Source organism: Curtobacterium sp. ABR8 (genome assembly GCF_057812125.1).
In genome coordinates this window covers 2,630,837-2,655,601 of sequence record NZ_CM173818.1, presented here as the reverse complement: position 1 = coordinate 2,655,601, position 24,765 = coordinate 2,630,837, and the positions used below count along the sequence as shown (strand labels likewise).

22 protein-coding genes are annotated in these 24,765 nt (G+C 71.7%); 9 read left to right on the top strand and 13 right to left on the bottom strand.

Translation table 11 applies throughout. From position 1 onward, the window contains the following. Nucleotides 1-331: 331 nt before the first annotated feature. The 4 genes from ACXKZB_RS12580 (at nucleotide 332) to ACXKZB_RS12565 (ending at nucleotide 3,252) form a co-directional block, all read left to right on the top strand. Nucleotides 332-1,429 (top strand): glycosyltransferase family protein, encoded by a 1,098-nt coding sequence (locus tag ACXKZB_RS12580; RefSeq protein ID WP_488823336.1) that lies wholly within the window; start codon nucleotides 332-334, stop codon nucleotides 1,427-1,429. 54 nt (nucleotides 1,430-1,483) lie between these two features. Then, nucleotides 1,484-1,951, top strand: coding sequence for a 5-(carboxyamino)imidazole ribonucleotide mutase (purE, locus tag ACXKZB_RS12575; RefSeq protein WP_185021477.1), 468 nt, complete (start codon nucleotides 1,484-1,486; stop codon nucleotides 1,949-1,951). Between the two features lie 8 nt (nucleotides 1,952-1,959). Then, the gene (locus ACXKZB_RS12570) at nucleotides 1,960-2,247 is read left to right on the top strand and encodes a hypothetical protein (protein ID WP_488823335.1); all 288 of its coding nucleotides are present in this window, start codon (nucleotides 1,960-1,962) and stop codon (nucleotides 2,245-2,247) included. Between the two features lie 249 nt (nucleotides 2,248-2,496). Beyond that, complete coding sequence (locus tag ACXKZB_RS12565) at nucleotides 2,497-3,252, top strand: glycoside hydrolase family 16 protein (protein WP_123313727.1); 756 nt, start codon at nucleotides 2,497-2,499, stop codon at nucleotides 3,250-3,252. A gap of 12 nt (nucleotides 3,253-3,264) precedes the next feature. Here the strand turns inward: ACXKZB_RS12565 and ACXKZB_RS12560 are convergent, their stop codons facing one another. From ACXKZB_RS12560 to ACXKZB_RS12535, 6 genes are all read right to left on the bottom strand, one after another. Beyond that, entirely contained in the window at nucleotides 3,265-4,407 is a 1,143-nt protein-coding gene (locus tag ACXKZB_RS12560) for a glycosyltransferase family 4 protein (protein WP_123313726.1), read from the bottom strand. Between the two features lie 181 nt (nucleotides 4,408-4,588). Beyond that, complete coding sequence (rfbD, locus tag ACXKZB_RS12555; RefSeq protein WP_488823334.1) at nucleotides 4,589-5,449, bottom strand: dTDP-4-dehydrorhamnose reductase; 861 nt, start codon at nucleotides 5,447-5,449, stop codon at nucleotides 4,589-4,591. Between the two features lie 10 nt (nucleotides 5,450-5,459). Beyond that, nucleotides 5,460-6,446 (bottom strand): dTDP-glucose 4,6-dehydratase, encoded by a 987-nt coding sequence (gene rfbB, locus ACXKZB_RS12550; RefSeq protein WP_488823333.1) that lies wholly within the window; start codon nucleotides 6,444-6,446, stop codon nucleotides 5,460-5,462. Beyond that, on the bottom strand, nucleotides 6,443-8,092 hold the full coding sequence (locus ACXKZB_RS12545; RefSeq protein ID WP_488823332.1) for a glycosyltransferase family protein: 1,650 nt from the start codon (nucleotides 8,090-8,092) through the stop codon (nucleotides 6,443-6,445). The genes rfbB and ACXKZB_RS12545 overlap by 4 nt, the downstream gene beginning before the upstream one ends. Beyond that, a complete protein-coding gene (locus ACXKZB_RS12540) occupies nucleotides 8,089-9,648 on the bottom strand; it encodes a glycosyltransferase family 39 protein (protein ID WP_488823331.1) in 1,560 nt (519 codons plus the stop codon). The genes ACXKZB_RS12545 and ACXKZB_RS12540 overlap by 4 nt, the downstream gene beginning before the upstream one ends. Beyond that, nucleotides 9,638-10,579 (bottom strand): glycosyltransferase family 2 protein, encoded by a 942-nt coding sequence (locus ACXKZB_RS12535; protein ID WP_111086000.1) that lies wholly within the window; start codon nucleotides 10,577-10,579, stop codon nucleotides 9,638-9,640. Before ACXKZB_RS12535 ends, ACXKZB_RS12540 begins: the two co-directional genes overlap by 11 nt. 98 nt (nucleotides 10,580-10,677) lie before the next feature. On the opposite strand from ACXKZB_RS12535, the gene ACXKZB_RS12530 reads away from it, so the two are divergent. Genes ACXKZB_RS12530 through ACXKZB_RS12520 form a run of 3 tightly spaced genes read left to right on the top strand, consistent with a single transcriptional unit; the run spans nucleotide 10,678 to nucleotide 13,994 of the window. After that, nucleotides 10,678-11,286 (top strand): dTDP-4-dehydrorhamnose 3,5-epimerase family protein, encoded by a 609-nt coding sequence (locus ACXKZB_RS12530; protein WP_123313721.1) that lies wholly within the window; start codon nucleotides 10,678-10,680, stop codon nucleotides 11,284-11,286. Between the two features lie 15 nt (nucleotides 11,287-11,301). Next, nucleotides 11,302-12,165 carry a glucose-1-phosphate thymidylyltransferase RfbA gene (gene rfbA / locus ACXKZB_RS12525; protein ID WP_488823330.1) on the top strand — a complete coding sequence of 288 codons (864 nt, stop codon included), beginning with the start codon at nucleotides 11,302-11,304 and terminating at the stop codon, nucleotides 12,163-12,165. A gap of 8 nt (nucleotides 12,166-12,173) precedes the next feature. Then, a complete protein-coding gene (locus ACXKZB_RS12520) occupies nucleotides 12,174-13,994 on the top strand; it encodes a glycosyltransferase family protein (protein ID WP_488823329.1) in 1,821 nt (606 codons plus the stop codon). A gap of 127 nt (nucleotides 13,995-14,121) precedes the next feature. Here ACXKZB_RS12520 and ACXKZB_RS12515 read toward each other — a convergent pair whose 3' ends face one another. The 6 genes from ACXKZB_RS12515 to ACXKZB_RS12490 all read right to left on the bottom strand — a co-directional run bounded on the left by ACXKZB_RS12515 (nucleotide 14,122) and on the right by ACXKZB_RS12490 (nucleotide 19,976). Further along, a complete protein-coding gene (locus tag ACXKZB_RS12515; RefSeq protein ID WP_488823328.1) occupies nucleotides 14,122-14,667 on the bottom strand; it encodes a DUF805 domain-containing protein in 546 nt (181 codons plus the stop codon). A 50-nt stretch (nucleotides 14,668-14,717) separates the two neighbouring features. Next, nucleotides 14,718-15,572 carry a glycosyltransferase family 2 protein gene (locus ACXKZB_RS12510; RefSeq protein ID WP_488823327.1) on the bottom strand — a complete coding sequence of 285 codons (855 nt, stop codon included), beginning with the start codon at nucleotides 15,570-15,572 and terminating at the stop codon, nucleotides 14,718-14,720. Further along, nucleotides 15,569-16,720 (bottom strand): glycosyltransferase family 4 protein, encoded by a 1,152-nt coding sequence (locus tag ACXKZB_RS12505; protein ID WP_488823326.1) that lies wholly within the window; start codon nucleotides 16,718-16,720, stop codon nucleotides 15,569-15,571. The genes ACXKZB_RS12510 and ACXKZB_RS12505 overlap by 4 nt, the downstream gene beginning before the upstream one ends. Nucleotides 16,721-16,806: 86 nt before the next feature. Then, nucleotides 16,807-17,922 (bottom strand): glycosyltransferase, encoded by a 1,116-nt coding sequence (locus ACXKZB_RS12500; protein ID WP_488823325.1) that lies wholly within the window; start codon nucleotides 17,920-17,922, stop codon nucleotides 16,807-16,809. Beyond that, entirely contained in the window at nucleotides 17,841-19,070 is a 1,230-nt protein-coding gene (locus tag ACXKZB_RS12495) for an ABC transporter ATP-binding protein (protein ID WP_222658009.1), read from the bottom strand. Before ACXKZB_RS12495 ends, ACXKZB_RS12500 begins: the two co-directional genes overlap by 82 nt. 3 nt (nucleotides 19,071-19,073) lie before the next feature. Then, nucleotides 19,074-19,976, bottom strand: coding sequence for an ABC transporter permease (locus ACXKZB_RS12490; RefSeq protein WP_340195901.1), 903 nt, complete (start codon nucleotides 19,974-19,976; stop codon nucleotides 19,074-19,076). A gap of 190 nt (nucleotides 19,977-20,166) precedes the next feature. Between ACXKZB_RS12490 and ACXKZB_RS12485 the strand changes: the two genes are divergently transcribed. Then, nucleotides 20,167-20,760, top strand: a complete 594-nt coding sequence (locus tag ACXKZB_RS12485; RefSeq protein WP_488823324.1) for a hypothetical protein — start codon at nucleotides 20,167-20,169, stop codon at nucleotides 20,758-20,760. Beyond that, a complete protein-coding gene (locus ACXKZB_RS12480; protein ID WP_488823323.1) occupies nucleotides 20,760-23,309 on the top strand; it encodes a hypothetical protein in 2,550 nt (849 codons plus the stop codon). The genes ACXKZB_RS12485 and ACXKZB_RS12480 overlap by 1 nt, the downstream gene beginning before the upstream one ends. 91 nt (nucleotides 23,310-23,400) lie before the next feature. Here ACXKZB_RS12480 and ACXKZB_RS12475 read toward each other — a convergent pair whose 3' ends face one another. Further along, nucleotides 23,401-24,717 carry a glycosyltransferase family protein gene (locus tag ACXKZB_RS12475; RefSeq protein ID WP_488823322.1) on the bottom strand — a complete coding sequence of 439 codons (1,317 nt, stop codon included), beginning with the start codon at nucleotides 24,715-24,717 and terminating at the stop codon, nucleotides 23,401-23,403. Nucleotides 24,718-24,765 lie beyond the last annotated feature (48 nt).

The window sequence follows — 24,765 nt, the reverse complement described above, 5'->3', positions numbered from 1 at the left end:
TGGGTGCTGCGGTCGCACGGTGCGGCACTGCTCACTCGGTGCGAGGTTGATCGCTCGGTGCGGCCGTGCAGGCTCGCACGGAGCGGTCAACGGTCTCCCCGGCGACGAACTCCGCACGGTGCACGCCTGTTCTCCTCGCTGCGCACGGTGCTGCACTGCTCACTCGGTGCGAGGTTGATCGCTCGGTGCGGCCGTGCAAGCTCGCACGGAGCGGTCAACGGTCTCCCCGGCGACGAACTCCGTACGGTGCGCGCCTGTTCTCCTCGCTGCGCACGGTGCGGCACTGCTCACTCGGTGCGAGCCCGGTCGCCCAGTGCGAGAGGATGGGCGCATGCCGCGTGATCTCGTCCGCCGAGCCGCTCGTCGACTCCGTCGCGTCGTCGTCGGGACGCCTCCCGCGCCCGCTCCGCTGCCGATCCTGGGCTACGTCGTCGCGGGCGCCGACGGAGCGCACCCGGCGTCCGCCCACGTGCGGGTCGTCCGGCGCACCGAGCACCTGGCGGCGAGCGGCACGGCCGAGGTCCGCCAGGTCGACCCGGTCGCGTTCGTCGACGGGACCGACACGACCCCGTACGCCGCGGTCCTGGTGCAGCGCGACATCCTGCCGCGCGACGCCGTGCAGCCCTTCCTCGCCGCCGCTGCCGCCCGCGGGGTCCGCGTCGTCGGCGAGGTCGACGACGACTTCTTCACCGAGTCCGGGCGCCAGCGCCTCGCCCGCGCCGAGTACGACCCGGACCGTCTCGCGTCGATCGACGCGCTGGTCCGCGGCGCCGACACCGTCGTCGTGAGCACGCCGGAGCTCGCCGACGTCGTGCGCCCGGTCGCCCGCAACGTCACGGTCGTTCCGAACGCCCTCGATCCCGGGCTCTGGACACCCGGTGCGACCGAGGACGACGACGACCGCCCCGAGGGCGAACACCGGGTGCTCTACATGGGCACGCTCACCCACGCGGCCGACCTCGAACTGCTCCGCGACGTCTTCACCGACCTGACGACCATCGACGGCACGCCGATCCGGCTCGAGGTCATCGGCGTGACCGACGAGGGCGGCGCCGACTGGTTCCGCCGCATCGAGGTGCCGGACGGTCACTACCCGGCGTTCTCCCGCTGGCTCGTGGCGCACCGGGAGCGCTGGCGCGCCGGTGTCGCACCCCTGCGCGACGAGGAGTTCAACCGGGCGAAGAGCGACCTGAAGTTCCTGGAGTACACCGCGCTCGGGATGCCCGCGGTGGTCTCGGACCGGCCCTCGTACGCCGTGGCGCGAACGCACGGTGCGGTCGCGGTGCCCGACGACGTGGTGGCGTGGCGCGATGCGGTTCGCGCCGCCGTCGAGCGCGGGACGGCCGACGAACGGGCCGTCCGGTGGGTCACGGGGGAGCGCACGATCGGCCGTGACGACGACGTCTGGCGCCGCGTGCTGCTCGGCTAGGCTCGTCGCGTGACCGACACCGACGCACCCGTCCAGCCGCTCGTCTCGATCATCATGGGGTCGGACTCCGACTGGCCGACGATGCGCGCTGCAGCCGACATCCTGGCCGAGCTCGGCATCCCGTTCGAGGCGGACGTCGTGTCGGCGCACCGCACGCCCGACAAGATGACCCGGTTCGCCCGCGGCGCCGCCGAGCGTGGCATCCGCGTCGTGATCGCCGGTGCCGGCGGCGCCGCGCACCTGCCGGGCATGGTGGCGTCGATGACGACGCTGCCCGTGATCGGCGTGCCCGTGCAGCTCGCACGCCTCGACGGCCTCGACTCGCTGCTGTCGATCGTGCAGATGCCGGCCGGCATCCCGGTGGCCACGATGGCGATCAACGGCGCCGCGAACGCCGGACTCCTCGCCGCGCGGATCATCGGGTCGTCGGAACCGGCCGTCGCCGCCCGCCTGACGGAGTACGCCGACGGCCTCGAGAAGCTGGTCGAGGAGAAGGCCGCGCGCCTGCGCGACTCCCTCTGAGCACCGCCGTGTCCGCTCGTCTCCGTCGCCACGCCGCGACCCTCGTCCTGATCGCTGTCGCGGTCATCGCAGCCCTCGTGTGCGCCGTCGCCGCACGGCGTGCCGGCCCGGTCAACCCGGCGGCCCGGTGGTTCCGCGGTGCGGACGAGCACGTCGTCGCCACGAAGTCGCAGTTCGAGTCGTGGCTCCTGGCGCTGCACGTGGCCGAGGTCGCCGCGGTGGTCGTCGTCGTCGCCGTCCTGGCCGCGGTCGTCACCGCCGTGCTGACGTCGCGCCGCCGTCGCACGCGCGCCTGAGCTCCTCCGCCTGCCCCACGCGCCGAGCCGCCCTCAGCCCCAGAACGGGGGTCACAAACCGCCGCTGACCAGCACTTCTCGGCGTAGACGGAACGTTCTGCAACCCCCGCGTACTGGGGATGAACCGGATCTGTCAACCCCGCGCGCGGGCTGCATTTCGCAACTACGGTGAACGGCGGGTGGTCGAGATCCGGCCTCCCGGCACCCACGGGAACGGGTGCGAACCGTCACGTCAGGGAGTGACAGCTCATGCAGAAACGCGCAACCAAGCGGGCCGCACTCACCGTCGTGCTCCTCAGTGCCGCACTCGTCGCAGGACCGCTCGGAACAGGAACCGCAGCGTCCGCCAGTTCGGCACCGATCGGGAACGTCGGGAACTTCAAGCAGACCTTCCGCGAGAACTTCAGCACGGCGGCGGCGGCCAAGGGGAAGTTCGCCAAGACCTACGCGAAGTCGTGGCAGCCCTACCCGGACGGCACCGGCGGCATGTACTACTCGGGCGCCCAGATCAGCTCGCACAACGGGTACATGGACGTCAAGCTCGACGGCAAGCACGGCGCCGCCGGCACGTTCGGCACCCCGTCGGGCGCGTGGGGGCACAAGGGCGGCAAGTTCATCGTCCGCGCCAAGGCGACCGGCGGTGACGGGAACGGTGCCGCGTTCATGCTGTGGCCCTCGTCCGACAAGTGGTCGGACGGTGAGATCGACTACCCCGAGGCGAACTTCGACCAGCAGCCGATGCTGCACCACCACTCGATGACCCCCGGCCAGGAGGTCAACGCGACGAGCCTGAGCACCGGCGTCTCGTGGCGCGCATGGCACACGTACTCGATCGAGTGGATCCCCGGGAAGTCCGTGCGCTACCGCCTCGACGGCAAGGTGATCAAGACGATCACGAAGCACGTGCCGAAGACCGCGCACCGGTACATGTTCCAGGTGGGCAACTGGGGCGCCACCGGCCACCTGTACATCGACTGGGTCAGCACCTACACGTACAAGAAGTGACGTGCCGCCGGCTCAGAGGTCGGCGTGCAGCTGCCAGGTCTCGGCGGCGGAGTCGCTCCAGTCGTACATGCGGGCGCGGTCCGGCCCGGCGACGGCGAGCTGTCCGGCGAGCAACGGGTCGTTGACCACCTGGTAGACCGCCTGTGCGATCCGCTCCGGGTAGGACTCTCGCGGGTTCCGGGCGACGGTGACCCCGGCGTCCGACGCGACCTCGGCCACGGCAGGGTCGTCGGAGTGGATGACGGGGGTGCCGAAGCTCATCGCCTCGATCACGGGCAGGCCGAACCCCTCGGCGAAGCTCGGGAACACGAACACGGTGGCCCGGTCGTACACCACGGCGAGGTCGGCGTCGTCGATCCGGCCGAGCACCTTCACGCGGTCGCGGGCGAGGCCGGCGCGCTCGGCCGTGCCGTACACGTCGACGTCGCCCCAACCGTCCGGGCCGGAGATCACGAGCGGGATGTCCGCCGGTGCGTCGGGGTGCGCGAGTGCTTCGATGAGGGACCCGAGCGCCTTGCGCGGTTCGAGCGTGCCGACGGCCAGCACGTAGCGGTCCGGCAGGCCGAGGCGCTCGGCGCGCAGGTCGGCGTCGACGGGCAGCCGCAGCCGACCGCTGGGGGCGCCGCCGATGACGCGCAGCCGGTCGTCGAAGCGGTGGATCTCGTTCAGGGCACTCGCCACCGCGTGGGTGGGCACCACGACGGCGTCGGCGTGCTTCCATGCCCGCTTCACCATCGCCTTGTGGAAGTGGACACCGCGGGGCGTCAGGGTCTCGGGGTTCGTCCACGGCACGGTGTCGTGCACGGTGACGACGGTCTGCCGACCCGGGTCCTGGAACCGGTCGTGCTTGACCAGGGGCGCGAGGACGCTCGGTGCGTGCACCATGCCCTTCGCGATGCCACCGACGAACCCGCCCTGCCACGCCAGCGACAGCTCGCGACGGGCCAGCGGGAGGCGCTGCAGGTCGGACAGGCCGGGCAGCAACGTGCGCAGGTGGGCCATCTCGTCGGAGCTGACCGCCGACACGACCCCGGCGACGTCGCACCCGCTCGGCGCGTTCGCGACGAGGTGACGGGCGAGCTCTTCGGCGTACCGCCCGATGCCACCCGGGACGGGCGCGACGACCTGGTCGACGAGGACGTGGAGGGTGGTCATGGTGCTGGTCTCCTCGTCGTGGTGATGGGGCCGAGGACCGGCCCGGCGCCCGGCTGCCCGACCCTACCAGGGCCGGTGGGCTGCCCCCTGAGCGCCGCTGGCGGGGCTCGGCAGGGGACCGAGACGGGAGGCCCGGATCACGTCCGCGACGCGGCGGACGTGATCCGGGCCTCCCGGTCGACTACCGTGCCTGCGTCGTCAACGCCCCTGCGGCCACCGCGGCGTGCAGCGCCTCGCGCCAGTCGCGCATCGGCGCGAGGCCGGCGCGCGACCAGCCGTCGTGCCCGAGCACGCTGTACGCCGGACGCGGCGCCGGACGGACGAACGCGGCGCTGTCCGTCGGCAGGACGCGCTCGGGGTCGAGGCCGAGCTCGAAGTAGATGGCACGCGTGAAGTCGAACCACGACCCCTGCCCGGCGTTCGTGCCGTGGTAGACGCCCGCGGGGGCGTCGCCGTCGACGAGCTCGACGATCCGCGCGGCGAGGTCGCCGGTCCACGTCGGCTGACCGACCTGGTCGGTGACGACGCTCACGGTGTCGTGCGAGCCGGCCAGTCGGAGCATCGTCGCGGCGAAGTTCGGCCCGTGCGCGCCGTAGATCCACGCGGTGCGGACGACGTACGAGGTGTCCGGGGCGATCTCGCGCACGAACGCCTCGCCCGCAGCCTTGGTTCGGCCGTAGGCGTTGATCGGGTCGGTCGGGGCGTCCTCGGCGTACGGAGCGGTGCCGTTGCCGTCGAAGACGTAGTCCGTCGACACCGTGACGAGCTTCGCGCCGTGGCGGACCGCGGCCTCGGCCAGGAGCTTCGGGCCCGTCGCGTTGACGGCGTGGGCGTCGTCCTCGTGCTCCTCTGCCTCGTCGACCTTCGTGTACGCGGCGGAGTTGACCACGACGTCGTGCCCGGCGACGGCGGCGTCCACCGCGGCCGGGTCGGTGATGTCGAGCTCGGCGCGGGACAGCGCCGTCACGTCGCGGCCGGCGAGCGCGGCCTGCAGGTCACGGCCGAGCATGCCGGCGGCGCCGGTGATGAGGTACTTGGTCACGGTCGACCGCTCAGCTCAGGGCCGCGCGCTGCTTGAGCGGCTCCCACCAGGCGCGGTTGTCGCGGTACCACTGCACGACGTCGGCCAGGCCCTGCTCGAACGGGACCTGCGGCTCGTAGCCGAGCTCGGCCCGGATCTTCGAGATGTCGACCGAGTAGCGCAGGTCGTGTCCCAGCCGGTCGGCGACCCGGTCGACGTACGACCAGTCCTTGCCGGTGGCGTCGAGGAGCAGCTGCGTGAGTTCCTTGTTGGTGAGCTCGGTGCCGCCGCCGATGTTGTAGATCTCGCCGGCGCGACCGCGGGTCAGGACCATCGCGATGCCGCGGGTGTGGTCGTCCACGTGCAGCCAGTCGCGGATGTTGTTGCCCTCGCCGTACAGCGGGACGTGCACGTCGTCGATCAGGTTCGTGACGAACAGCGGGATGACCTTCTCGGGGAAGTGGTACGGCCCGTAGTTGTTCGAGCAGCGCGTGATCGAGAGGTTCAGCCCGTGGGTGCGGTGGTAGCTGCGGGCGAGCAGGTCGCTGCCGGCCTTCGACGCCGAGTACGGCGAGTTCGGCTCGAGCGGGCGCTCCTCGTCCCAGGAGCCCTCGCTGATGGAGCCGTAGACCTCGTCGGTGGAGACGTGCACGAAGCGCTCGGTGCCGTGGCGGAGCGCGGCGTCGAGCAGGCGCTGGGTGCCGACGACGTTCGTCTCGACGAAGATGCCGGAGTCGCGGACCGACCGGTCGACGTGGGACTCGGCGGCGAAGTGCACGATCGCGTCGACCGTCGGGACGACCTCGTCGAGCTTCGCGGCGTCGCGGATGTCGCCGTGCACGAAGGTGTAGCGGGGGGAGTCGGCGACCGGGGCGAGGTTCGCTTCGTTGCCGGAGTAGGTCAGCGCGTCGTAGACGACGACCTCGGCGCCCTCGAGGCCGGGGTACGCGTCCTCCAGGGTGCGGCGGACGAAGTTCGAGCCGATGAAGCCGGCCCCTCCGGTGACGAGGATCTTCACGAGTTCTCTTTCCTGACGGTCGGTTCGTGGGTCGGCGGCGATTCTAGCGGGAGGCCGGTGACGGGGGTGGTCGTGGTGCTCGGCACGTCGGTCGTTGTGCTGGGGACGTCGGTTGCGGTGCTCGGCACGGCGGTCGCGCGCCAGACGAGTGCGACGCTCGCGACGCCCGCGACGAGGAACAGGGTGCCGGCCACCGCGATCGGGACCGGTCCGGCGAGCGAGCCGCCGGCCATCGCCGAGAGTCCGCCGGGGGTCACCCGGAACTGGACGTTCTCCCACGCGCCGCGGTACGCGATGCCGATGCCGTACAGCGCAATCGCGAACGAGCCGACGGCGGCGATCCGGGCGAGCCGACGGCGCAGCTCCGGGCGCACGACCAGGGCCCGCCACGCCACGGCCTGCGACAGCACGAGCGCGACGACGGCCACGAACAGGAACCGGCCCTGCAGGCCGTTGCCCTGGTGCGTGCCGAGGTAGTTGCGCCAGTTGTAGGCCAGGGTCGCGACGACGACGAGCGCCGGCCAGACCAGGGCGATCGTCATCACCCGGCGTCCGGCACCGCGGCGGGCGTACGACCAGCCGAGGGCGACGAGTCCGACGATCGCCAGGGCGTCGACGACCATGGGCGGCAGCGGCCACTGGTTCGCGCCGAAGTCCCCGAAGAACGAGGCGGTCAGGCCGTCCCACTGCCGACCGGCGAACGCGCCCGGGTTCGCACCGCCCGACGGGTACGGCTGCACCGTGGTCACGCCGCGCAGGGCGTCGGGCAGCAGGGTCCCACTGACGAGCAGGGTGCGGACCCACCACCAGCCGGACACCGCGGCGGCAGCGACGACGACGACACCGGCGTGCAGGGCGGGGCGGCGCCACGGGCGCTGGTCGTGCTGGTCAGTCGCGGCGTGCTGGTCGCTCGCGGCGTGCTGGTCGCGGGCCAGCACGAACACGAGCACGACGAACGGCACCGCCAGCAGGCCGAGGGCGCTGATCGCCGCCAGCCCGGTCACCGCCACGGCCAGACCGGCCGTCGTCCACCACGACCGGTCGCCGGTGAGCACGCGCACGCTCAGCCACACGAGCACGGCACCGAGCAGGATCATCGGCGCCCACGACGTCACGCCGGCGGCGACCTGTGCGAGCTGCGGCACCGCGAAGAGCAGCAGCGGCGCGACCAGGGCGGTCCGCTGCGACCGGGTCACCCGGCGGACGGTCGCCCACACGAGGACGGGCAGCGCGGTCACGAGCGCGACGTCGAACAGGCGCAGGACGAGCACCGAGGTGGCCCAGTCGTGCGCGCCGAACCGGATCAGGCGCAGGATGCCAGCGGCGACGAGCCAGTACGTCGGCGGGTTCTGCGACATCGGGTCGATCGCGGGGGAGTCGCCGGGCACCGCCGCCAGGAGCGCGTCGACCGTTGGGCGGTCGACGGCGGGCACCGGGTGCTCCACGATCTGCCGGACCGCTGCGAGGTAGTGCATCTCCCCGCCGTGCGGCCATCCGAGGCCGAGTGCCAGCCGGAACGCGGCGTCGACGTGGGCGGGCTCGTCGGGGGCGCCGAACGCGGGGGTCAGCAGGGCGAAGCTGAGCAGCAGGCCCAGCCACGCGACGGTTGTCGTCCCGAGGACGATCCACTCGCGGCGGGCGGTCACGCCGTCACCTCCGGCCGGCGCACGAACCGCACGAGCAGGACCGCCGTGGCGATCAGCGCCACCGCGGCCACCGCGGCGAGCGTGAAGTTCCCGCCGGCGGCGAGCATGCCGTACTGGTCGAACTTGACGATCGAGAACTCGTCGATCCAGAACGCGGCGTCGCGGCCGAACGCCCGGAGCGCGTAGACGACCCCGTACAGGGCGATGGCGGTCGCCGCGACGGACATGCCGACGGCCAGCCGTGTGGCGCCGGCCGCCGTGACGGTCACGCGGCGCCAGGCCAGGGCGCTCAGGGCGATGAGGGCGATGAGCGTGGGGTAGTAGTACCGGCCCTGGGTGCCGGCGACGATGGTGTTCCGCACGTAGCCGCCCCACCCGCTCTGCATGTGCAGGGCGATCAGGATGACGGGGTACGACGCCAGCACGATCGCGGGTCGCAGCGACGGGCCGCGGCGGAACGCCCAGATGACGATGCCGGCGACCGAGACGATGGTCAGGCCGTCGATCAGGAACTGGGCGAACTGGAACTGCGTGAGGCCGCCGACGCTGCCCCAGAACGTGCGGGTCACGCCGTTCCAGTAGTCGCGCAGGAAGACCTCCGGGCTGGCGGCGGTGTCGTCCGGGAACGGCATCGACGGACGGGCGTACGCCATGCCGTCGGGCTGGATCGCGTGGTACACGAGGATGTTCCGCAGCCACCACCACCCACCGACGACGCCGGCGATGCCCAGCGTCCAGAGCGTCCGGAGCACGTTGCGCCACACGGTCGCTCGGGTACAGCCCGCCGCCATCACGGCGATGCCGACGAACGGGACGGCGGGCAGCGCGGTGCCCTTCGTCAGCAGCATCGCGCCGAGCAGCAGGCCGATCCACACCGTGGTCCGCACCCGCTGGTCGCCGGTGAGCAGCCGGACGACGAAGTACACCAGGGCGCCCGCGAGGGGCAGCATGAGGGCGTCGTTCGTGACCGATGTCCCGATCGACGCGACCTCGGGGACCGCCAGGATCGCGGCCCCTCCGACCAGCGCCGCCCGGGGCGAGCCGGTCAACCGACGCACGGTGGCCCACGCCAGGAACGGTAGGGGCAACACGAGCAGGGCGTCGAACAGCCGCAGGGCCATCACGGCGTGGTCCCACCGCAGGTCCTCGAAGTGCACCAGGTGGAGCACCCCGGCGGCCAGCGCGTAGTACGTCGGCGGGTGCTGCGACATCTGGTCGATGCTCGTGGGGTGCACGCCCGGGAACTCGCGCAGCAGCTCGCCCCACGTCGCGTTGTCGGCAGCCGGCTGGCGCAGGTTGCTGATCTGGGTGTCGTGCGTGGCGTTGAGGTAGTGCATCGCGCCCGGTTCCGGCCAGGCGTCACCGATCGCCAGGTGCAGGACGGCGTCGACGTGGGTCGGCTCGTCCGGCGCCTTGTAGGTGGTCGTCACGATCGCCCACACCCCCAGGACGGCGGCGAACGCGATCGTCAGGGCGATGACGACGACGCGCTCGGCACGGCCGACCCGCGGTCGGGCGACGGTGCCCGACACGGCCGGGGCCGTGTCAGTCGCCATACCGCTGCAGTTTCTGCAGGTCGAGCTGCTCCTCGGCCAGCGTGCGGTTGAGGCGGGTGAGGTCGGCGACGACGCCGATCACGATGGAGAGCAGCGCCGTGATGAGCAGCACCACACCGAGGATGATCGACTGCAGGTGGTTGCCGGGAGTCTGCATCGCGAGCAGCACCAGGTAGCGGACGAGCGGCCACAGCCCGAGCCCGCCCAGGATCACGCTGACCCAGGCGAACAGCGCCATCGGCCGGTACATCAGGTAGACGCGGGCGATCGCCGAACCGGACTCGAACATGTGCTGGAAGATGTTGCTGAACAGCCGGGACTCGCGCGTCTTCGGGTTCGTCGTGATCGGCACCGACGCGATCGCCAGGCGCTTGTAGCCGGCCTGCACGATGGTCTCCATGCAGTAGCTGAAGCGCGTCACGATGTTCAGGCGGATCAGCGAGTACTTCGAGTAGGCGCGGAAGCCGCTCGCGGCGTCGGGCAGGTCGAGTCCGGCGGCGCGGCTGGCGACCCACGACCCGAAGCGCTGCATGAGCTTCTTGAAGCCGGAGAAGTGCTCGATCGTGCGGGTCTGCCGGTCGCCGATGACGATCTCGGCCTCCTTGCGCAGGATCGGTTGGACGAGCTCGGCGATCTGCGCCTGCGGGTACTGGTTGTCGCCGTCGGTGTTGACGACGATGTCGGCACCGTGCAGGAGGGCGTAGTCGACGCCGTCGCGGAACGACCGGGCGAGGCCCATGTTGGTGGTGTGGTGCACGAAGTGCTTGACGCCGTGTTCCTTGGCGACCTCGACGGTGCGGTCGGTGCTGCCGTCGTTGATGACCAGGATCTCGATCTCGTCGATGCCGTCGATCTCACGCGGGATCGAGTCGATGACGCTGGCGAGGGTGTTCTCCTCGTTGAGGCAGGGGATCTGGACGAATAGCTTCACGGGCTCGCTTGGTCTCGTTTCGGGAGTCGCAGCGCGCGGGGCGCGGGGCACAGAACCAGGACAGCCTATGCGATGCGCCACCTTGCTAGGCTTCCCCGGTGCAGATCCGCGAACTGAAGATCCCCGGCGCGTGGGAGTTCACGCCCGTCCAGCACGGCGACGCACGAGGAGCATTCCTCGAGGCGTACCGGGCCGACGTCCTCGAGGAGACGGTCGGTCACCCGCTGGACCTCCGCCAGGTGAACATGTCGATCTCGTCGGCCGGCGTCGCGCGGGGCATCCACTACGCCCTCGTCGCCCCGAGCCAGGCGAAGTACGTCACCGCCGTCCGTGGCGCCTTCATCGACTACATCGTCGACATCCGCGTCGGTTCGCCGACCTTCGGGCAGTGGGACTCGGTCCGCATCGACGACGTCGACCGCAAGGCCGTGTACCTCTCCGAGGGCCTCGGCCACGCGATCGTCGCGCTCGAGGACCAGTCCACCGTGAACTACCTGGTCAGCGCGCACTACAACCCGGAGCGCGAGAAGGGGATCACGATCCTCGACCCGACCGTCGGGCTGGAACTGCCGGACGGCATCGGTGAGCCGGTGCTCTCCGAGAAGGACACGAGCGCGCCGACGCTCGAGGAGGCCGCGGCCGCCGGTCTGCTGCCGACGTACGAGGAGTGCGTCGCGTACACCGAATCGCTCCGGACGAAGAAGTAGGGAACGGGTCACCGTATGAAGGGCATCATCCTCGCCGGCGGTTCCGGCACGCGCCTCTGGCCGATCACCAAGGGCATCAGCAAGCAGCTCATGCCGATCTACGACAAGCCGATGGTCTACTACCCCCTGTCGACCCTGATGATGGCTGGCATCCGACAGGTGCTCGTCATCACGACGCCGGAGTACAACGAGCAGTTCAAGGCCCTGCTCGGCGACGGCTCCGCGTTCGGCATGGAGATCGAGTACGCCGTGCAGCCGTCCCCGGACGGACTCGCGCAGGCCTTCGTCATCGGCGAGGACTTCATCGGCGACGACAGCGTCGCACTCGTGCTCGGCGACAACATCTTCCACGGCACCGGCCTCGGCACGAACCTGCGGAAGAACACCGAGGTCGACGGCGCGACGATCTTCGCGTACCACGTGGCCGACCCGAAGGCCTACGGCGTCGTGGAGTTCGACGACGACTTCACCGCCGTCTCCATCGAGGAGAAGCCGACCGAGCCGAAGTCGAACTACGCCGTCCCCGGCCTGTACTTCTACGACAACAAGGTCATCGAGATCGCGAAGACGATCGAGCCGAGCGCACGCGGCGAGCTCGAGATCTCGACGGTCAACGAGCGCTACCTCGAGGCCGGCGAGCTCGGCGTCCAGGTCCTCGACCGTGGCACGGCCTGGCTCGACACCGGCACGTTCGAGTCGATGATGCAGGCGTCCGAGTACGTGAAGGTCATCGAGGACCGTCAGGGCTTCAAGATCGGCTGCATCGAGGAGATCGCCTGGCGCAACGGCTGGATCGACGACGCGCAGCTCGCCGAGCTCGCCGCGCCGCTCGTGAAGGGCGGGTACGGCGTCTACCTCCAGCGGCTCCTCGGCGCCTAGCACCGCCCGTGGCGTCCGGTTCTGGGTGGTTCGGTCGGCGTCGTCGCGACACGACGGCGACCGGCCACCCCGACCGGGAGGCCCGTCCCGCGTCCGCGACGACGGCTGACGTCGTCCGCGTGGCCGGCTTCGACCGTCCCCTGCCGCACCTGGACCAGGACGTCACGGTCCTCGTCACGACCCGCTCGGACCGGCACGCCGAGGTCGCGCGCCTGGTCGCCGTCGCCCGCGAGGCCTTCGGCCGCGCCGCTGACGTCCGCGCCGTGAGCTACGTCGCCGACGCCTCGCCGCGCGAACCGTTCGGTCGTCGGCTGCCGTGGGTGCGGACCGTGCCGGTCGACGGCCTCGGCTCGGCGATCAACGCCGGCATCGCCGCCGGGGTCGGACGGGTCCTCGTGCTCGTCGACACCTCGATGACGATCGACGCTGCCGGCCTCCGGGCGCTCGCCGCAGCCGATGCGGTGGCACAGGCACGGGTCCGCCTGCCGGACGGTGCACTCCGTTCCGGCGCCCGACTCCTCCGTCCCGGGGCGCTGCCCTGGTCCGACGACGCCGTGACGGGAGCCGCCGCGGCCGATGTCGACCCCGTGTTCGCGGCGGACCAACCGGTGCTCTCGGTGCCGGGGGCGGCGCTGGTGCCGGCACCGTGCCTCCCGGACGAACGCATGACCCTGACGGCCTGGACCCGCGCGGTCGCCGACACCCACGGCGGACCGGTGCTCGTCGTCGGCGAGGCGACCCGCTCGGCCGAGGCCGGCCGCACGATCGACGCCGCGACCGTCGACGCGTTCACCGCTTGGCGGGACCGTCGGACAGCGACGAGTGACGTCGTGGCCGGGTCGCCGTTGCCACCGTGGGGCGCGCGCCCGGTGACTCCGGCACGTCGGACGCCTCGTCGCGCCACCGACCCGCTCGCCTGGTCGCTGAAGATCGCCGCGCCGGCCGGGCCCGAGGGCGACGGCTGGGGCGACGTGCACTTCGCGGCGGAGCTGGCCGGGGCACTCGAGCGGCTCGGGCAGCGCGTCCGGATCGACCGGCGTGACGCCCACGTGCGCGACGATGACGCCGCGGACGACGTGACGCTCGTGATCCGCGGGCTCGACCGGGTGCCGCCGAACCCGGCGTCCGTCAACCTGCTCTGGGTGATCAGCCACCCCGACGACGTGTCGGACACCGAGCTCCGGTCGTTCGACGCGGCGTTCGCTGCCGGTCCGGTCTGGGGTGCGACGGCTGCTGCGCGGTCGGGCGTGCCGGTGCGCACGCTCCTGCAGGCGACCGACCCGACGGTCTTCCGCCCCGGAGCCCGTTCGGCGACGAGTCCGGACGCCGACCGCGTGGTGTTCGTCGGCTCGACCCGCGGCGCCGCGCGCCCGGTGGTCTCCGACGCGGTGGCGCTTCGGGCGGACCTGCGCGTGCACGGGCCCGGCTGGGGAGCACTCGTCCCCGCGGAGTCACTCGGGGAAGCATCCCTGACCCGAGCCGAGGTCGCGACGGCCTACGCCTCGGCGCGCGTGGTGCTCAACGACCACTGGCCGGACATGGCGGCGGGTGGCTTCGTGTCGAACCGGGTGTTCGACGTACTGGCGGCCGGGGGAGTCGTCGTGACGGACGAGGTCGCCGGGCTGCCCGAGGTGCTCGACGTCCCGACGCTCGCCGTGGCCTCGTCGCAGGATGACCTGGCCGTGCTGCTCGACCCCGCGCGCCCGTGGCCATCTGCCGCCGAACGGGCCGTCGTGGCGGAGTACATCGCTGCCGAGCACTCCTTCGACGCCCGAGCCGCCGTGCTGCTCGAGGCGGCCCGTACCGAGCGCGCCCGCCTCCGCGCCTGACCCGTCGCTCCGCGTCGACGAGTCCCGTCCCGAGCTGCGCCCTGCCGTGGTCATCGCGCCCCGAAGAGGCGGGGCGCGATGACCGTGCCGGGGCGCGCCCGGCGTCGATCCGGATCGGGCGAGCGGGTCAGGCGGCGCGGTGGGCGACGGGGACTTCGGCGTCGGAAGCCTCCGGGTCCGGGTCCGACTGGAGCGTCGGGCGCCGACTGCGGCGCAGGGCACCGAGCAGCAGGAACAGGTCCATGATCGGGAAACCGCCGAACAGCGCGAACCACGCCGGCGACCCGATGTCACGGAGTCGTCGCGCGCCGAGCGCCAGGTTCGGGATGGCCGTCAACACCCACCACACGAACAGCACCCACTGCGACGGCGGCCCCTGGGCGACGACGTGCCAGCCGTCGGGGCTGCCGTTGAGGCTCAGGACGGCCTGGCCGATCCCGAGGAACCCGGGGGTGTTCTGGAAGGTCGACATCGAGTCGTCGGCGTCCGGGATCCCGGTGGCCATCGGCACGAACGTCACGACGAGCCAGACCACGAGGAGGTCGACGGCGCGTGCCCACCAGAACTCGGCCCGGCTCGCGCGGGCGCGGCGGAACGTGAACGCCCCTGTCCAGTAGCGACGGGCGGCGTCGATCGGGCCGCACCCGAGCCAGGGTTCGGGGTCGCGGTGCACGGCGCCGAGCCTAGCGGGGTCGCACACCGCCCCGCAGGCCCCCGACCGGGCTACTTGCGTGTGACCCAGCGGGCGCGGACGGACAGGCCCGCGTGCAGCACCACGCGCAGCGGCCAGAGCCACCACGCCCGGTACTTCCGCGACAGGAACCGGTACGCGCTGCGGTGGTGCTCGATCTCCATCCGGCGCCGGTTCGACGACGTCGAGTGTGCCCCGGTGTGGGTGACCACGGCCGTCGGCACGTACACGTTCGCCCGACCCGAGCGACCGACGCGCTGGCCCAGGTCGACGTCCTCGAAGTACATGAAGTACGACTCGTCGAAGCCGCCGAGTTCGCGGAACAACGACGTCCGGATGAGGAAGCACGCTCCGGACAGCCAGCCGGCCTCGCGCTCGACGACCTGCGTGGTGGACCAGTACCGCTGGCTCCACGGGTTCGCCGGCCAGAACCGCGAGAACGCCGCGTGCCCGAGGCCGGTCCGGAGCGACGGCAGCTGGCGTGCGGACGGGTACGTGTCGCCCTGCTCGTCGAGGATCCGCGGTCCGAACGAGCCGCCGGACGGCAGCCGGTCGGCGGCACGCACGAGTTCGTCGATCGACCCGGGCGCGAGCACGACGTCGGGGTTCGTGACGAGCAGGAACTCGGGCCGGACGTCGGGCAGCACGTCGTCGAGGGCGCTCAGCGCGGCGTCGATGCCCCCGCCGTAGCCGCGGTTGCCGCCGGAGGACACCACGACGGCGCCGTAGGACTCACCGATCGCCCGGAGTGCGTCGATGTCGGTCGAGCCGTTGTCGGCGATCACGACGGCGACCGGCTCCGACGAGGCGTCGGCGACGCTCGCCAGGAACGGCCGGATGGTCTCGCCGGTGTTGTAGGTGACCGTCAGCACCGCGACGCGGATCACCGTGCGCCCCCGGCGACGGACTCGTAGGCACCGACGTGCACGGCTGCCGTGGCCTCCCACGTGAACGAAGCGGCCCGGGCCAGCGCGGCCGCCCGGTGGGATGCGACGATCGACGGGTCGTCGAGCAGCCTCGTCATCGCGGACGCCAGCGCGTCGGCGGACGGCTCGGTGTACACGGCTGCATCGCCGCCGACCTCGGGCAGCGACAATCGCCGGGTCGTCAGGACGCACGCGCCGGAGGCCATCGCCTCGACCACCGGCAGGCCGAAGCCCTCGCCGAGTGACGGGTACACCACGAACTCCGCTCCGCCGAGGTAGCCGGCCAGGTCCTCGAGGGGCAGGTAGCCGGCCTCGATCACGTGCTCGTCGGGCTGCAGGGCGTCGAGGCGAGCGATCGCGGACTCGTCCCACCCGCGTGCACCGGAGAGCACCAGCCACGGCGTGTCCGAACCGGCGGCCGCACGCGACGTCCGCACCGCGGCGTAGGCGTCGAGCAGCGCGGTGACGTTCTTCCGCGGTTCGATGGTGCCGAGGAACGCGATCCAGGGCGCCCCCTCGGGCAGGGTCGCGGCGATCCGGGCGTCCTCGACCTCGGCGCTGGACGGCTCGTGGAACACGGCACGGTCGACACCGAGGGGTGCGACCCGGACGTCGGCGCGGATGCCGGTCACGACCCGGGCGGCCTCGGTCGCGGTGGCCGCGCTCGGCACGATGACCACCGGGCGGGAACGCAGAGACCGACGGCTCCACCACGTGAAGAACGTGCGCTTCAGGCGGGAGTGCCACTCGGGGTTCGAGAAGAAGGTGGCGTCGTGCAGCGTGACGACGGATCCGCCGCGCCAGCCGAACGGGAACGTGTAGTGCGGGGAGTGCAGGACCCGTGCGCCGAGGCGGAGGCCGAGTGCCGGCAGCCCCGTCTGCTCCCACAGGAACCGGAGCGGCACGGAGTCGGTCCAGCCCGGCGCGGTGTGCACGGTCGCGTGCGGCGCGACGGCGGCGAAGTGCGGAGCGTGCACGGGGCGGACCACCAGGTGGACGTCGAGCGCCGGGTCGGTCAGGTGCGACACGACCCCCTCGACGTAGCGACCCACACCGCCGAGTTCACGCGGTACCGCGGTCCCGTCGACGAGGACGGTGAGCTGCGGCACGCGTGGGTCCTTCCGAACGGGGGCGCGACGGTCGGGACCGTCGGCGGGGGAGCGAGCAGGGGAGTGACCAGGATAGCCCTCCGCGCTCATGCGCCCGGGTCCACGCTGCGGCGGGGGACGGACGCGCGCCGCGACTCGCGGAGCCGCCGGGCGAGGTGCGACGGGAGCGTCCCGACGACGTCCGCGAACGCTGCCAGGACGAGCCGGGCCTCCCGTCGGGTGGTGCCGGACAGCATCCCGCGCAGGCCGCGGAAGAGGGTGCGGGCGCTCGCCCGCAGGACGGTCGGCCACGGAGCGTGCCAGAGCGCGACGACCATCCGGTTGCGGGCGTTGCGGAAGCGGAACAGGTCGCTCTGGACGCCCGACGACGCCGAGTGGTCGTGCTCGACGACGGCGTCGGCGGCGTGTTCCACGCGCCAGCCGCGTCGCCGGAGCCGCCACGCGAGCTCGGTGTCCTCGTAGTACATGAAGAGCGACTCGTCGAGCAGGCCGACGTCGTCGAGGGCGCTCCGCCGGAGCGCGGCGGCGCCGCCGGAGAAGCCGAAGACGTCGACGTCGGCGACCCGGTCGACAGGTGCGAACCAGTCGCGGTCCATGCCGTTGCCGTCGCGGTCGACTCGGACGCCGGTCGAGTTGAGGCGCACCTCGCCGTCGGCCGACGGCGTCCACAGGCGGCCGTCGTGGTCGCGCAGCACGCGCTGGCCGGGTGCGGGCGTCGTACCGACCGGGAGGCCCGTCCAGCGTCCGGCGAGCACGATGCGGCCCGTCACGGCCGCGACCTCGGGCCCCGCCTGCGCCAGGTGGTCGCGGAGCGCCGCGACGAAGCCCGGCGCGGGGACCGCGTCGTTGTTGAGCAGCACGACGACGTCGGCGTCCGCGTGCCGGATGCCGGTGTTCGCGCCGGCCGCGAACCCGTCGTTGTGCTCCCGCGCGACGACGGTGACGTCGGGCAGGTCCCGGCGCAGCACGGCGACGGAGTCGTCCGACGAGCCGTTGTCGACGACGACCACCTGGTCGGCCGCACCATCGGCGAGCACGGCGCGGACGGCCGCGGTCGTCAGGTCGGCGCGTTCCCAGTTGACGACGACGACCGCGGTGCGGAGCGTGCCGTCGGTGGGGCTCAGTCCAGCTCCTCGATCGAGGGCTGCGCGTAGACGGTGCCGACGGCGTTGTCGAAGGCGGGCACCTCGAACGAGTCGCACTCCGGCATGTCGTGCAGGTGGCGGCCGGCCGAGTCCATCATCGACACGTTGATGAAGTACTTGCCGGTGCCGAACGCGGTGTCGGCGATCCGCAGGCGGAGCTTCCGGCGACCGTGCAGCGGCTGCAGTTCGAGGCCCATGATGCCGGTGGTGGTGCCGTAGACGACCTGGCCGCCGGCGTTGTTGATCTGGACCGCGGCCTCCCAGTCGGCGATGCCGTCCAGGTGCTCGAACTCCATGTCCACGACGAGGTCGTCGCCGGGCACGACCTCGGCGCGGGGCTCCTTGCCGTCGACGTGCACGCTCGCGCCGATCACCTTGCCCCGGCCGACGGCGACGTCGGTGCTGAGCTCGCCCTGGCGGCGTTCCTCGAGGACCTCGCGGAACATGCTCACGGCCTGGACGGGATCGCCGTCGTGCAGCACCTTGCCCTTGTTGAGCAGCACCACCCGGTCGCACATCTCCTGCACCTGGCTGAGCGAGTGCGTGACGATGATGATCGTCTTGCCCGCCTCTTGGAAGGTCCGGATGCGGTCGAGGCACTTGCGCTGGAACGCCTCGTCGCCGACGGCCAGCACCTCGTCGACGAGCAGGACGTCGGGGTCGGTGTGCACGGCGACGGCGAACGCGAGTCGCACGTACATGCCCGATGAGTAGAACTTCACCTGGGTGTCGATGAAGTCGCCGATCCCCGAGAACGCCAGGATGTCGTCGAACTTCTCGTCGGTCTGCTTGCGGCTCAGGCCGAGCAGCGACGCGTTGAGGTAGACGTTCTCGCGCCCGGACAGGTCGGGGTGGAAGCCGGCGCCGAGCTCGAGCAGCGCGGCGAGGCGACCGCGGCGGGACACCGTGCCGGAGGTCGGCTGGATGATGCCGCCGATCGCCTTGAGCAGGGTCGACTTGCCGGAGCCGTTCTGGCCGATCAGCCCGACGGTGGAGCCGGCCTGGATCGACACGGTGACGTCGTCGAGGGCCCAGAAGTCCTGGCGGTGCTTCCGGCCGGCACGACCGAGCGTGACGATGCGCTCGCGCAGGGTGTTGTCCTTGCGGACCGTGAAGCGCTTGCGGACGTGGTCGATGACGATCACGTCCGGGCGCTCGGCGGTGCCCTCGGTGGGCGTCGGTGCGACGGGGGTGCTGATGGCCATGGTCTACAGCTCCTGCGCGAAGTTGCCCTGCAGACGGGAGAACACCCGCTGCGCGCCGAGGAGGCAGAGGACACCGATGACGAACGCGATGCCGAGGCGCAGCATCAGGTGGTCCGGGTACGTGACGTCGGCCGGGTCGTGCAGCCAGATCGCGTTCTGCATGCCGAGCACGGCCAGCGTCAGCGGGTTGTTCGTGTAGGCCGTGATGAGCCAGTCGGTGTTCACGGTGGCGACCACCCGCGAGTACGAGTACACGATCGGCGAGGCCCAGAGCAGGACCATCAGGCCGACGTCGATGACGAACTGGACGTCGCGCAGGTAGACGTTGAGCGCGGACAGCACCAGACCGATGGCCGCGCCGTAGACGAGGATCACGGCGAGCGAGGGGATCAGGTAGACCAGCCCCTCGTGGAACGGGAAGACGCCGATGACGACCGTCGCGGCGAGCAGGATCGCGAACTGGATCGTGAAGTTCACCAGGGCCGCGCCCACGCTGGCGAGCGGGAAGACCTCGCGGGGGACGTAGACCTTCTTGATCAGTCCGGAGTTGCCGACGATCGAGCCGGTCGACCCGGCGACGATCTCGCTGAAGAGCGTGTAGGCGGTCAGGCCGGTGAAGACGTAGATCGCGAAGTTGTCGATGCCGTTGGCGGCGCCGAGGACCTTGCCGATGACGAAGTAGTAGATGAGCAGCTGGGTCAGCGGGCGCACGAGCGTCCACACGAACCCGAGCGCCGAGTCCTTGTACCGCGCCTTCAGGTCGCGTCGGACGAGCATCCCGAGCATCTCGCGCTGCCGGAAGACGTCGCGCAGCTCCCGCCAGGTTCCGCGGAAGGCGCTCGTCGGAGCGCCGATCACGACGAGGGGTTCCTTCGCGAGCGCCGTCATGCGGGCTTGATCGACCATACGTCTCTTCGTTCGTGGGGGCAGGACCGGAACAGCATACTCACCGGGCCCGCGCGGCAGGGATGGGCGACGGCCGTCGTGCACCCCGAGCGGGGGTGATTCCGGGCCGATCCAACCCTCAACCTTCACTTTCGGGTTACCGTTGTCGCAACCCGGACCCTTGTCAACATCCACAGGACGGCCCGTCAGCATGCTCCTCGCATCCAGGCCGATCGCTGCGTTCGCGGTGGTCGGTGCCCTCAGTGTTCTCTTGGCCGGTTGTTCCGGTGGTGGCGACGACGCCATCCCGACGCCGTCCGCATCGCCGACCCGCACCGCGAGTCCGACCCCGACCGCCGACGACCCGGCGACCGCGGAGCCCACCGGCACCGCGTCGTCGCCCGCGTCCGAGGCCACCGACGACCCCACCGCCTCGGACGACGACACCCCCGGTGCCTTCCCGGGGAGTGGCTCGACCAACGAGCCGGACACCGACCCGTCGGACTTCCCGGCCACCGCCGTCGTCACGTACAGCGGCTGGGACACGGCCTCGAAGACGCTGCAGGCCGGCGGACTCGTCTCGGGCACCACCGACACCAGCGGGACCTGCACGTTCACCGCGAAGAAGGGGAGCGTCACGCGCACCGCCACGAGCGCGGCGCAGGCCAGCGCGTCCTCGGTCAACTGCGCGCAGGTCGCGTTCCCCGCGGCCCAGGTCCCCAGCGGCACCTGGTCCGTCACCCTGACCTACGCCGTCGGCTCCGCGTCGACGACGTCCGACCCGATGCCGGCGGAGGTGCCGTGATGCGTTCCATCCAGACCGAGTCGGACGGACGCCGTCGCCGACCCTTCCGGACGTCCCTCGCGCTCGTCGCGGCGCTCGCCGTCGCCGTCAGCGGGCTGACCTTCGGCACGATCCTGTCCGAGCAGACCACGACCGAGTCCGCCTCGGCCGCCGTCGCCGGCGACTTCGACCCGGGCAACATCATCAGCGACGCCAACTTCTACAACGGCTCGGCGATGAACGCCGCGGCCGTGCAGTCGTTCCTGACGAGCGTCGCCCCGAACTGCAAGAAGGCCTCCGGCGGCCCCGCCTGCCTGAAGGACTTCTCGCAGAAGATGAGCGCGATCGGCGCCGTCTCCGGCCGGTGCAGCGCCATCGCCGGCGGCACCAAGTCGGCCGCGACGATGATCGCCCAGGTCGGTGCCGCGTGCGGCATCAGCCAGAAGGTGCTCCTCGTGCTCCTGCAGAAGGAGCAGGGCATCGTCACGACGTCCTCGCCGACGTCCTACATGTACCTGCACGCCACCGGCTTCGCGTGCCCGGACACCGCGCCCTGCGACCCGGCGTACTTCGGCTTCGGCCAGCAGGTCTACGCCGCCGCCCTGCAGTTCAAGCGCTACCAGGCGTCGCCGACCTCGTGGGCGTACCAGGCGGGTCGCACCAACTCGATCCTCCTCAACCCGAACGCGGCCTGCGGTCGGAAGTCCGTCTACATCCAGAACCAGGCGACCGCGGGGCTGTACATCTACACCCCGTACACGCCGAACACCGCCGCGATGTCGAACCTGTACGGCACCGGCGACAGCTGCTCGGCGTACGGCAACCGCAACTTCTGGCGGATGTACACCGACTGGTTCGGCTCGGCGACCGGCGGCGGCAACCCGTACGGCAACGTCGACGCCGTCACCCCGAGCTCGACCTCGTCGATCACCGTCAGTGGCTGGGCCGTGGACCCGGACACCACGAACGCGCTCCGCGTCGCGTTCTACGTCGACGGCGCGGGGGCGAAGACCGTCACCGCGAACGTGAACCGGCCCGACCTGTCCGCCACCCTCGGCGCGAACAACCTCAAGCACGGCTTCTCGACCGAGCTGACCGGGCTGAGCGTCGGCAAGCACTCGGTGTGCACCTACGCCATCAACCAGGGCAAGGGCAGCAACACGTTGCTCGGCTGCTACACCCGCACCGTCGTGAGCGCAGCCCCGAAGGGCGCACTCGACACCGTCACCGGCAGCGCCGGCACGATCACCGCGAGCGGCTGGGTCCTCGACCCCGACTCGGCGAAGCCCGCCCCGTGGAAGATCCTGGTCGACGGCGTCAGCAAGGCGACCGGCACGGCCGACCGCACCCGCACCGACGTCGCCAAGGTCTACAAGGGCGTCGGCAGCACCCTCGGGTTCTCGAAGACGATCGGCGGCATCACGCCGGGCACCCGCAGCGTGGTGCTCTACACGCAGGACAAGCCCGGCACCGACTACGTGAAGGTCGCGTCGAAGTCCGTCACCGTCAGCGCCCCCACCACCGGCAAGACCGGCAAGACCGGAGCGCTCCGCGGCTCGTACGAGTCCGTCACCGGCGGCGCGGGCACGGCCACGGTGCGCGGGTGGGCGATCGACCCGGACGTCTGGGACCCGGTGAAGTACAAGGTCCACGTCGACGGCGTCAGCACGGACAGCGGTACCGCGAACGCCACCCGCACCGACGTCGAGGCGAAGCACCCGTCCTGGGGTTCGGACGTCGGCCTGGCACTCCGCCTGACCGGGCTGAGCGCCGGCAACCACACCGTGCGGGTCTACTTCCAGGACCTGCCGAGCGGCACCTACAAGAGCTTCGGTACGAAGACCGTGAAGGTGACGTCGGCCACGGCCCCGTCGTCCGGCACCACCGGCAAGACCGGCAAGACCGGCTCGGTGACGGGCTCGTACGAGTCGGTCACCGGCGGCGTCTACAGCGCGACGGTCAAGGGCTGGGCGATCGACCCCGACGTGTGGGACCCGGTCAAGTACAAGATGCACCTGGACGGCGTCGCGATCGCCCCCGGCACGGTCAACGCCAAGCGCACCGACGTCGAGGCGGTCCACCCGGGATGGGGATCCGACGTCGGGCTGTCCGTGCAGCTCACCGGCCTGAGCGCGGGCACGCACACCGTCCGCGTGTACTTCCAGGACCTGCCGAGCGGCACGTACAAGAGCTTCGGCACGAAGTCCTTCACGGTCATCGACCCGCCCGCGACGGGCACGACCGGCAACGGCGGCGTGGTGAAGGGTTCGTTCGACTCCGTCACCGGCGGCAAGGGGACCATCACCGTCCGGGGCTGGGCGATCGACCCCGACGTCTGGGACCCGGTCAAGTACAAGATGCACCTGGACGGCGTCGCGATCGCACCGGGCACGGCGAACGCGACCCGGACGGACGTGCAGAAGAACTACCCGAACTGGGGTTCGGACGTCGGGCTGTCGCGCGTGCTCACCGGGCTGAAGCCCGGCACGCACACCGTGCGCGTCTACTACCAGGACCTGCCGAGCGGGACGTACAAGAGCTTCGGCACGAAGACGGTGACCGTGCAGTAGACGGTCACCCGTGACGGACGGGAGGCCCGTGGCGGATCCGCCACGGGCCTCCCGTCCGTTCCGTGGTCGCGACGTCAGTGCTGGCTGGACGTCAGCGACGCACGCGCCGGGCCATCAGGCCCACGCCGTGCAGCAGCCGGTACTCGGGGGACCGGGTGAGGCCCGCGAACCGGGCCGCGATCTGGTCGCGCTCCGCCTCGGCCTGACGGCGGGCCGTGTCGTACGCGCCGACCTGCTGCTCCGACGCGACCAGTCGCCGGTTGATGTCCTGCACCCCGGCCAGGTGCACGTCGCGGTCGTGCTCGGCCTGCCGCAGGACCTCACGCTGCGCGGTCGCCCAGCGCAGGAACGCGTTCCGCTCGCCGGACCGACCCGACGCGACCGCGACGGCCGCGTCGAGGACCGGACCGACCTGCTCGGCGCGCGCCCGGAACGAGTGCCGCTCCACGACCACCGCACGGAGCCGTGCCGTCAGGGCCGTGCGCTCGTCGCGGGGCATCGCGAGCACCCGCTCGAGCGACGTGGCGTCGTCGAAGACCGGCACGTCGGACAGGCCGAGCTCGTCGAGGCCGAGCGCACAGTCCGTCACGGGGAGCGCCCCGGACGCGAGCGCTTCGTACAGGCGGGAGTTCAGGGTGCCGTACTCGGCGGCCGGAGCGATCACGTCGTCGACGACGAAGCCGGCGGCGCGGTACACCTCGGGCAGCGCGAAGTAGGACACCGCGGGACGCAGCTCGACGCCGGCCGTGGCCTCGACGTGGTCGACGTTCGTGGCGAACCACACGATGGGCTCGGGCGGCGCGACCTCGGCGAGCACGTCCTGCACGCGGCGACGGACACCCCAGAAGTTGACGGTCGTGACGGCACGGTCGGTGCGCTCGGGCGCGGTCGACGCCGCGGTCGTGCCGGCCTGGTGCGGACGCTCGTCGGTGAACAGGTCCAGGTCGACGCCGATCGGGACCACCTCGACGGGGCCGTCGTACTGCGCGGCGACGGCGTCGCGGGCGATGCCGGACGACGTCCACACCGCGTCGAACTCGTCGAGGTAGGGCAGCGCCGCCCACTTCGCCGTCCAGTTGCGCACCCACGCGACCAGCGCGGTGCCGGCGGGGACGTACCCGGGGACGAACGACTCGATCATGCTGACCACGACGGCGGTGTCGGCGGGCACCGCCTCACCCCAGCGCTCGAGCGGCCACATCGCGACGCCCCAGCCCTCGGCACGGAGCGCCCGCGCGAGCCCGAGAGCGACGAACAGGTCGCCCTTGCCCTCGGTCGGGTCGGCCGTCGAGACCGCGAACCGGACGGTGCCGCGCGGCCCCTCGGCGTGCGCACCGGCCGCGATGGCCGCGTACTCCTGCGCAAGGGGCGAGGACAGGGGAGTGTTCGGGATCACTGCGGCAGTCACGCGGCCCATTCTGCACGAATCGGCGGCGGCCACAGGGGAGTGGCGGGG

Coding starts and splice junctions, on each gene's coding strand:
- ACXKZB_RS12580 (WP_488823336.1), top strand. CDS start 332: ATGCCGCGTGATCTCGTCCGCCGAGCCGCTCGTCGACTCCGTCGCGTC.
- purE (WP_185021477.1), top strand. CDS start 1,484: ATGGGGTCGGACTCCGACTGGCCGACGATGCGCGCTGCAGCCGACATC.
- ACXKZB_RS12565 (WP_123313727.1), top strand. CDS start 2,497: ATGCAGAAACGCGCAACCAAGCGGGCCGCACTCACCGTCGTGCTCCTC.
- ACXKZB_RS12560 (WP_123313726.1), bottom strand. CDS start 4,407: ATGACCACCCTCCACGTCCTCGTCGACCAGGTCGTCGCGCCCGTCCCG.
- ACXKZB_RS12540 (WP_488823331.1), bottom strand. CDS start 9,648: ATGGCGACTGACACGGCCCCGGCCGTGTCGGGCACCGTCGCCCGACCG.
- rfbA (WP_488823330.1), top strand. CDS start 11,302: ATGAAGGGCATCATCCTCGCCGGCGGTTCCGGCACGCGCCTCTGGCCG.
- ACXKZB_RS12495 (WP_222658009.1), bottom strand. CDS start 19,070: ATGGCCATCAGCACCCCCGTCGCACCGACGCCCACCGAGGGCACCGCC.
- ACXKZB_RS12490 (WP_340195901.1), bottom strand. CDS start 19,976: ATGGTCGATCAAGCCCGCATGACGGCGCTCGCGAAGGAACCCCTCGTC.
- ACXKZB_RS12485 (WP_488823324.1), top strand. CDS start 20,167: ATGCTCCTCGCATCCAGGCCGATCGCTGCGTTCGCGGTGGTCGGTGCC.
- ACXKZB_RS12480 (WP_488823323.1), top strand. CDS start 20,760: ATGCGTTCCATCCAGACCGAGTCGGACGGACGCCGTCGCCGACCCTTC.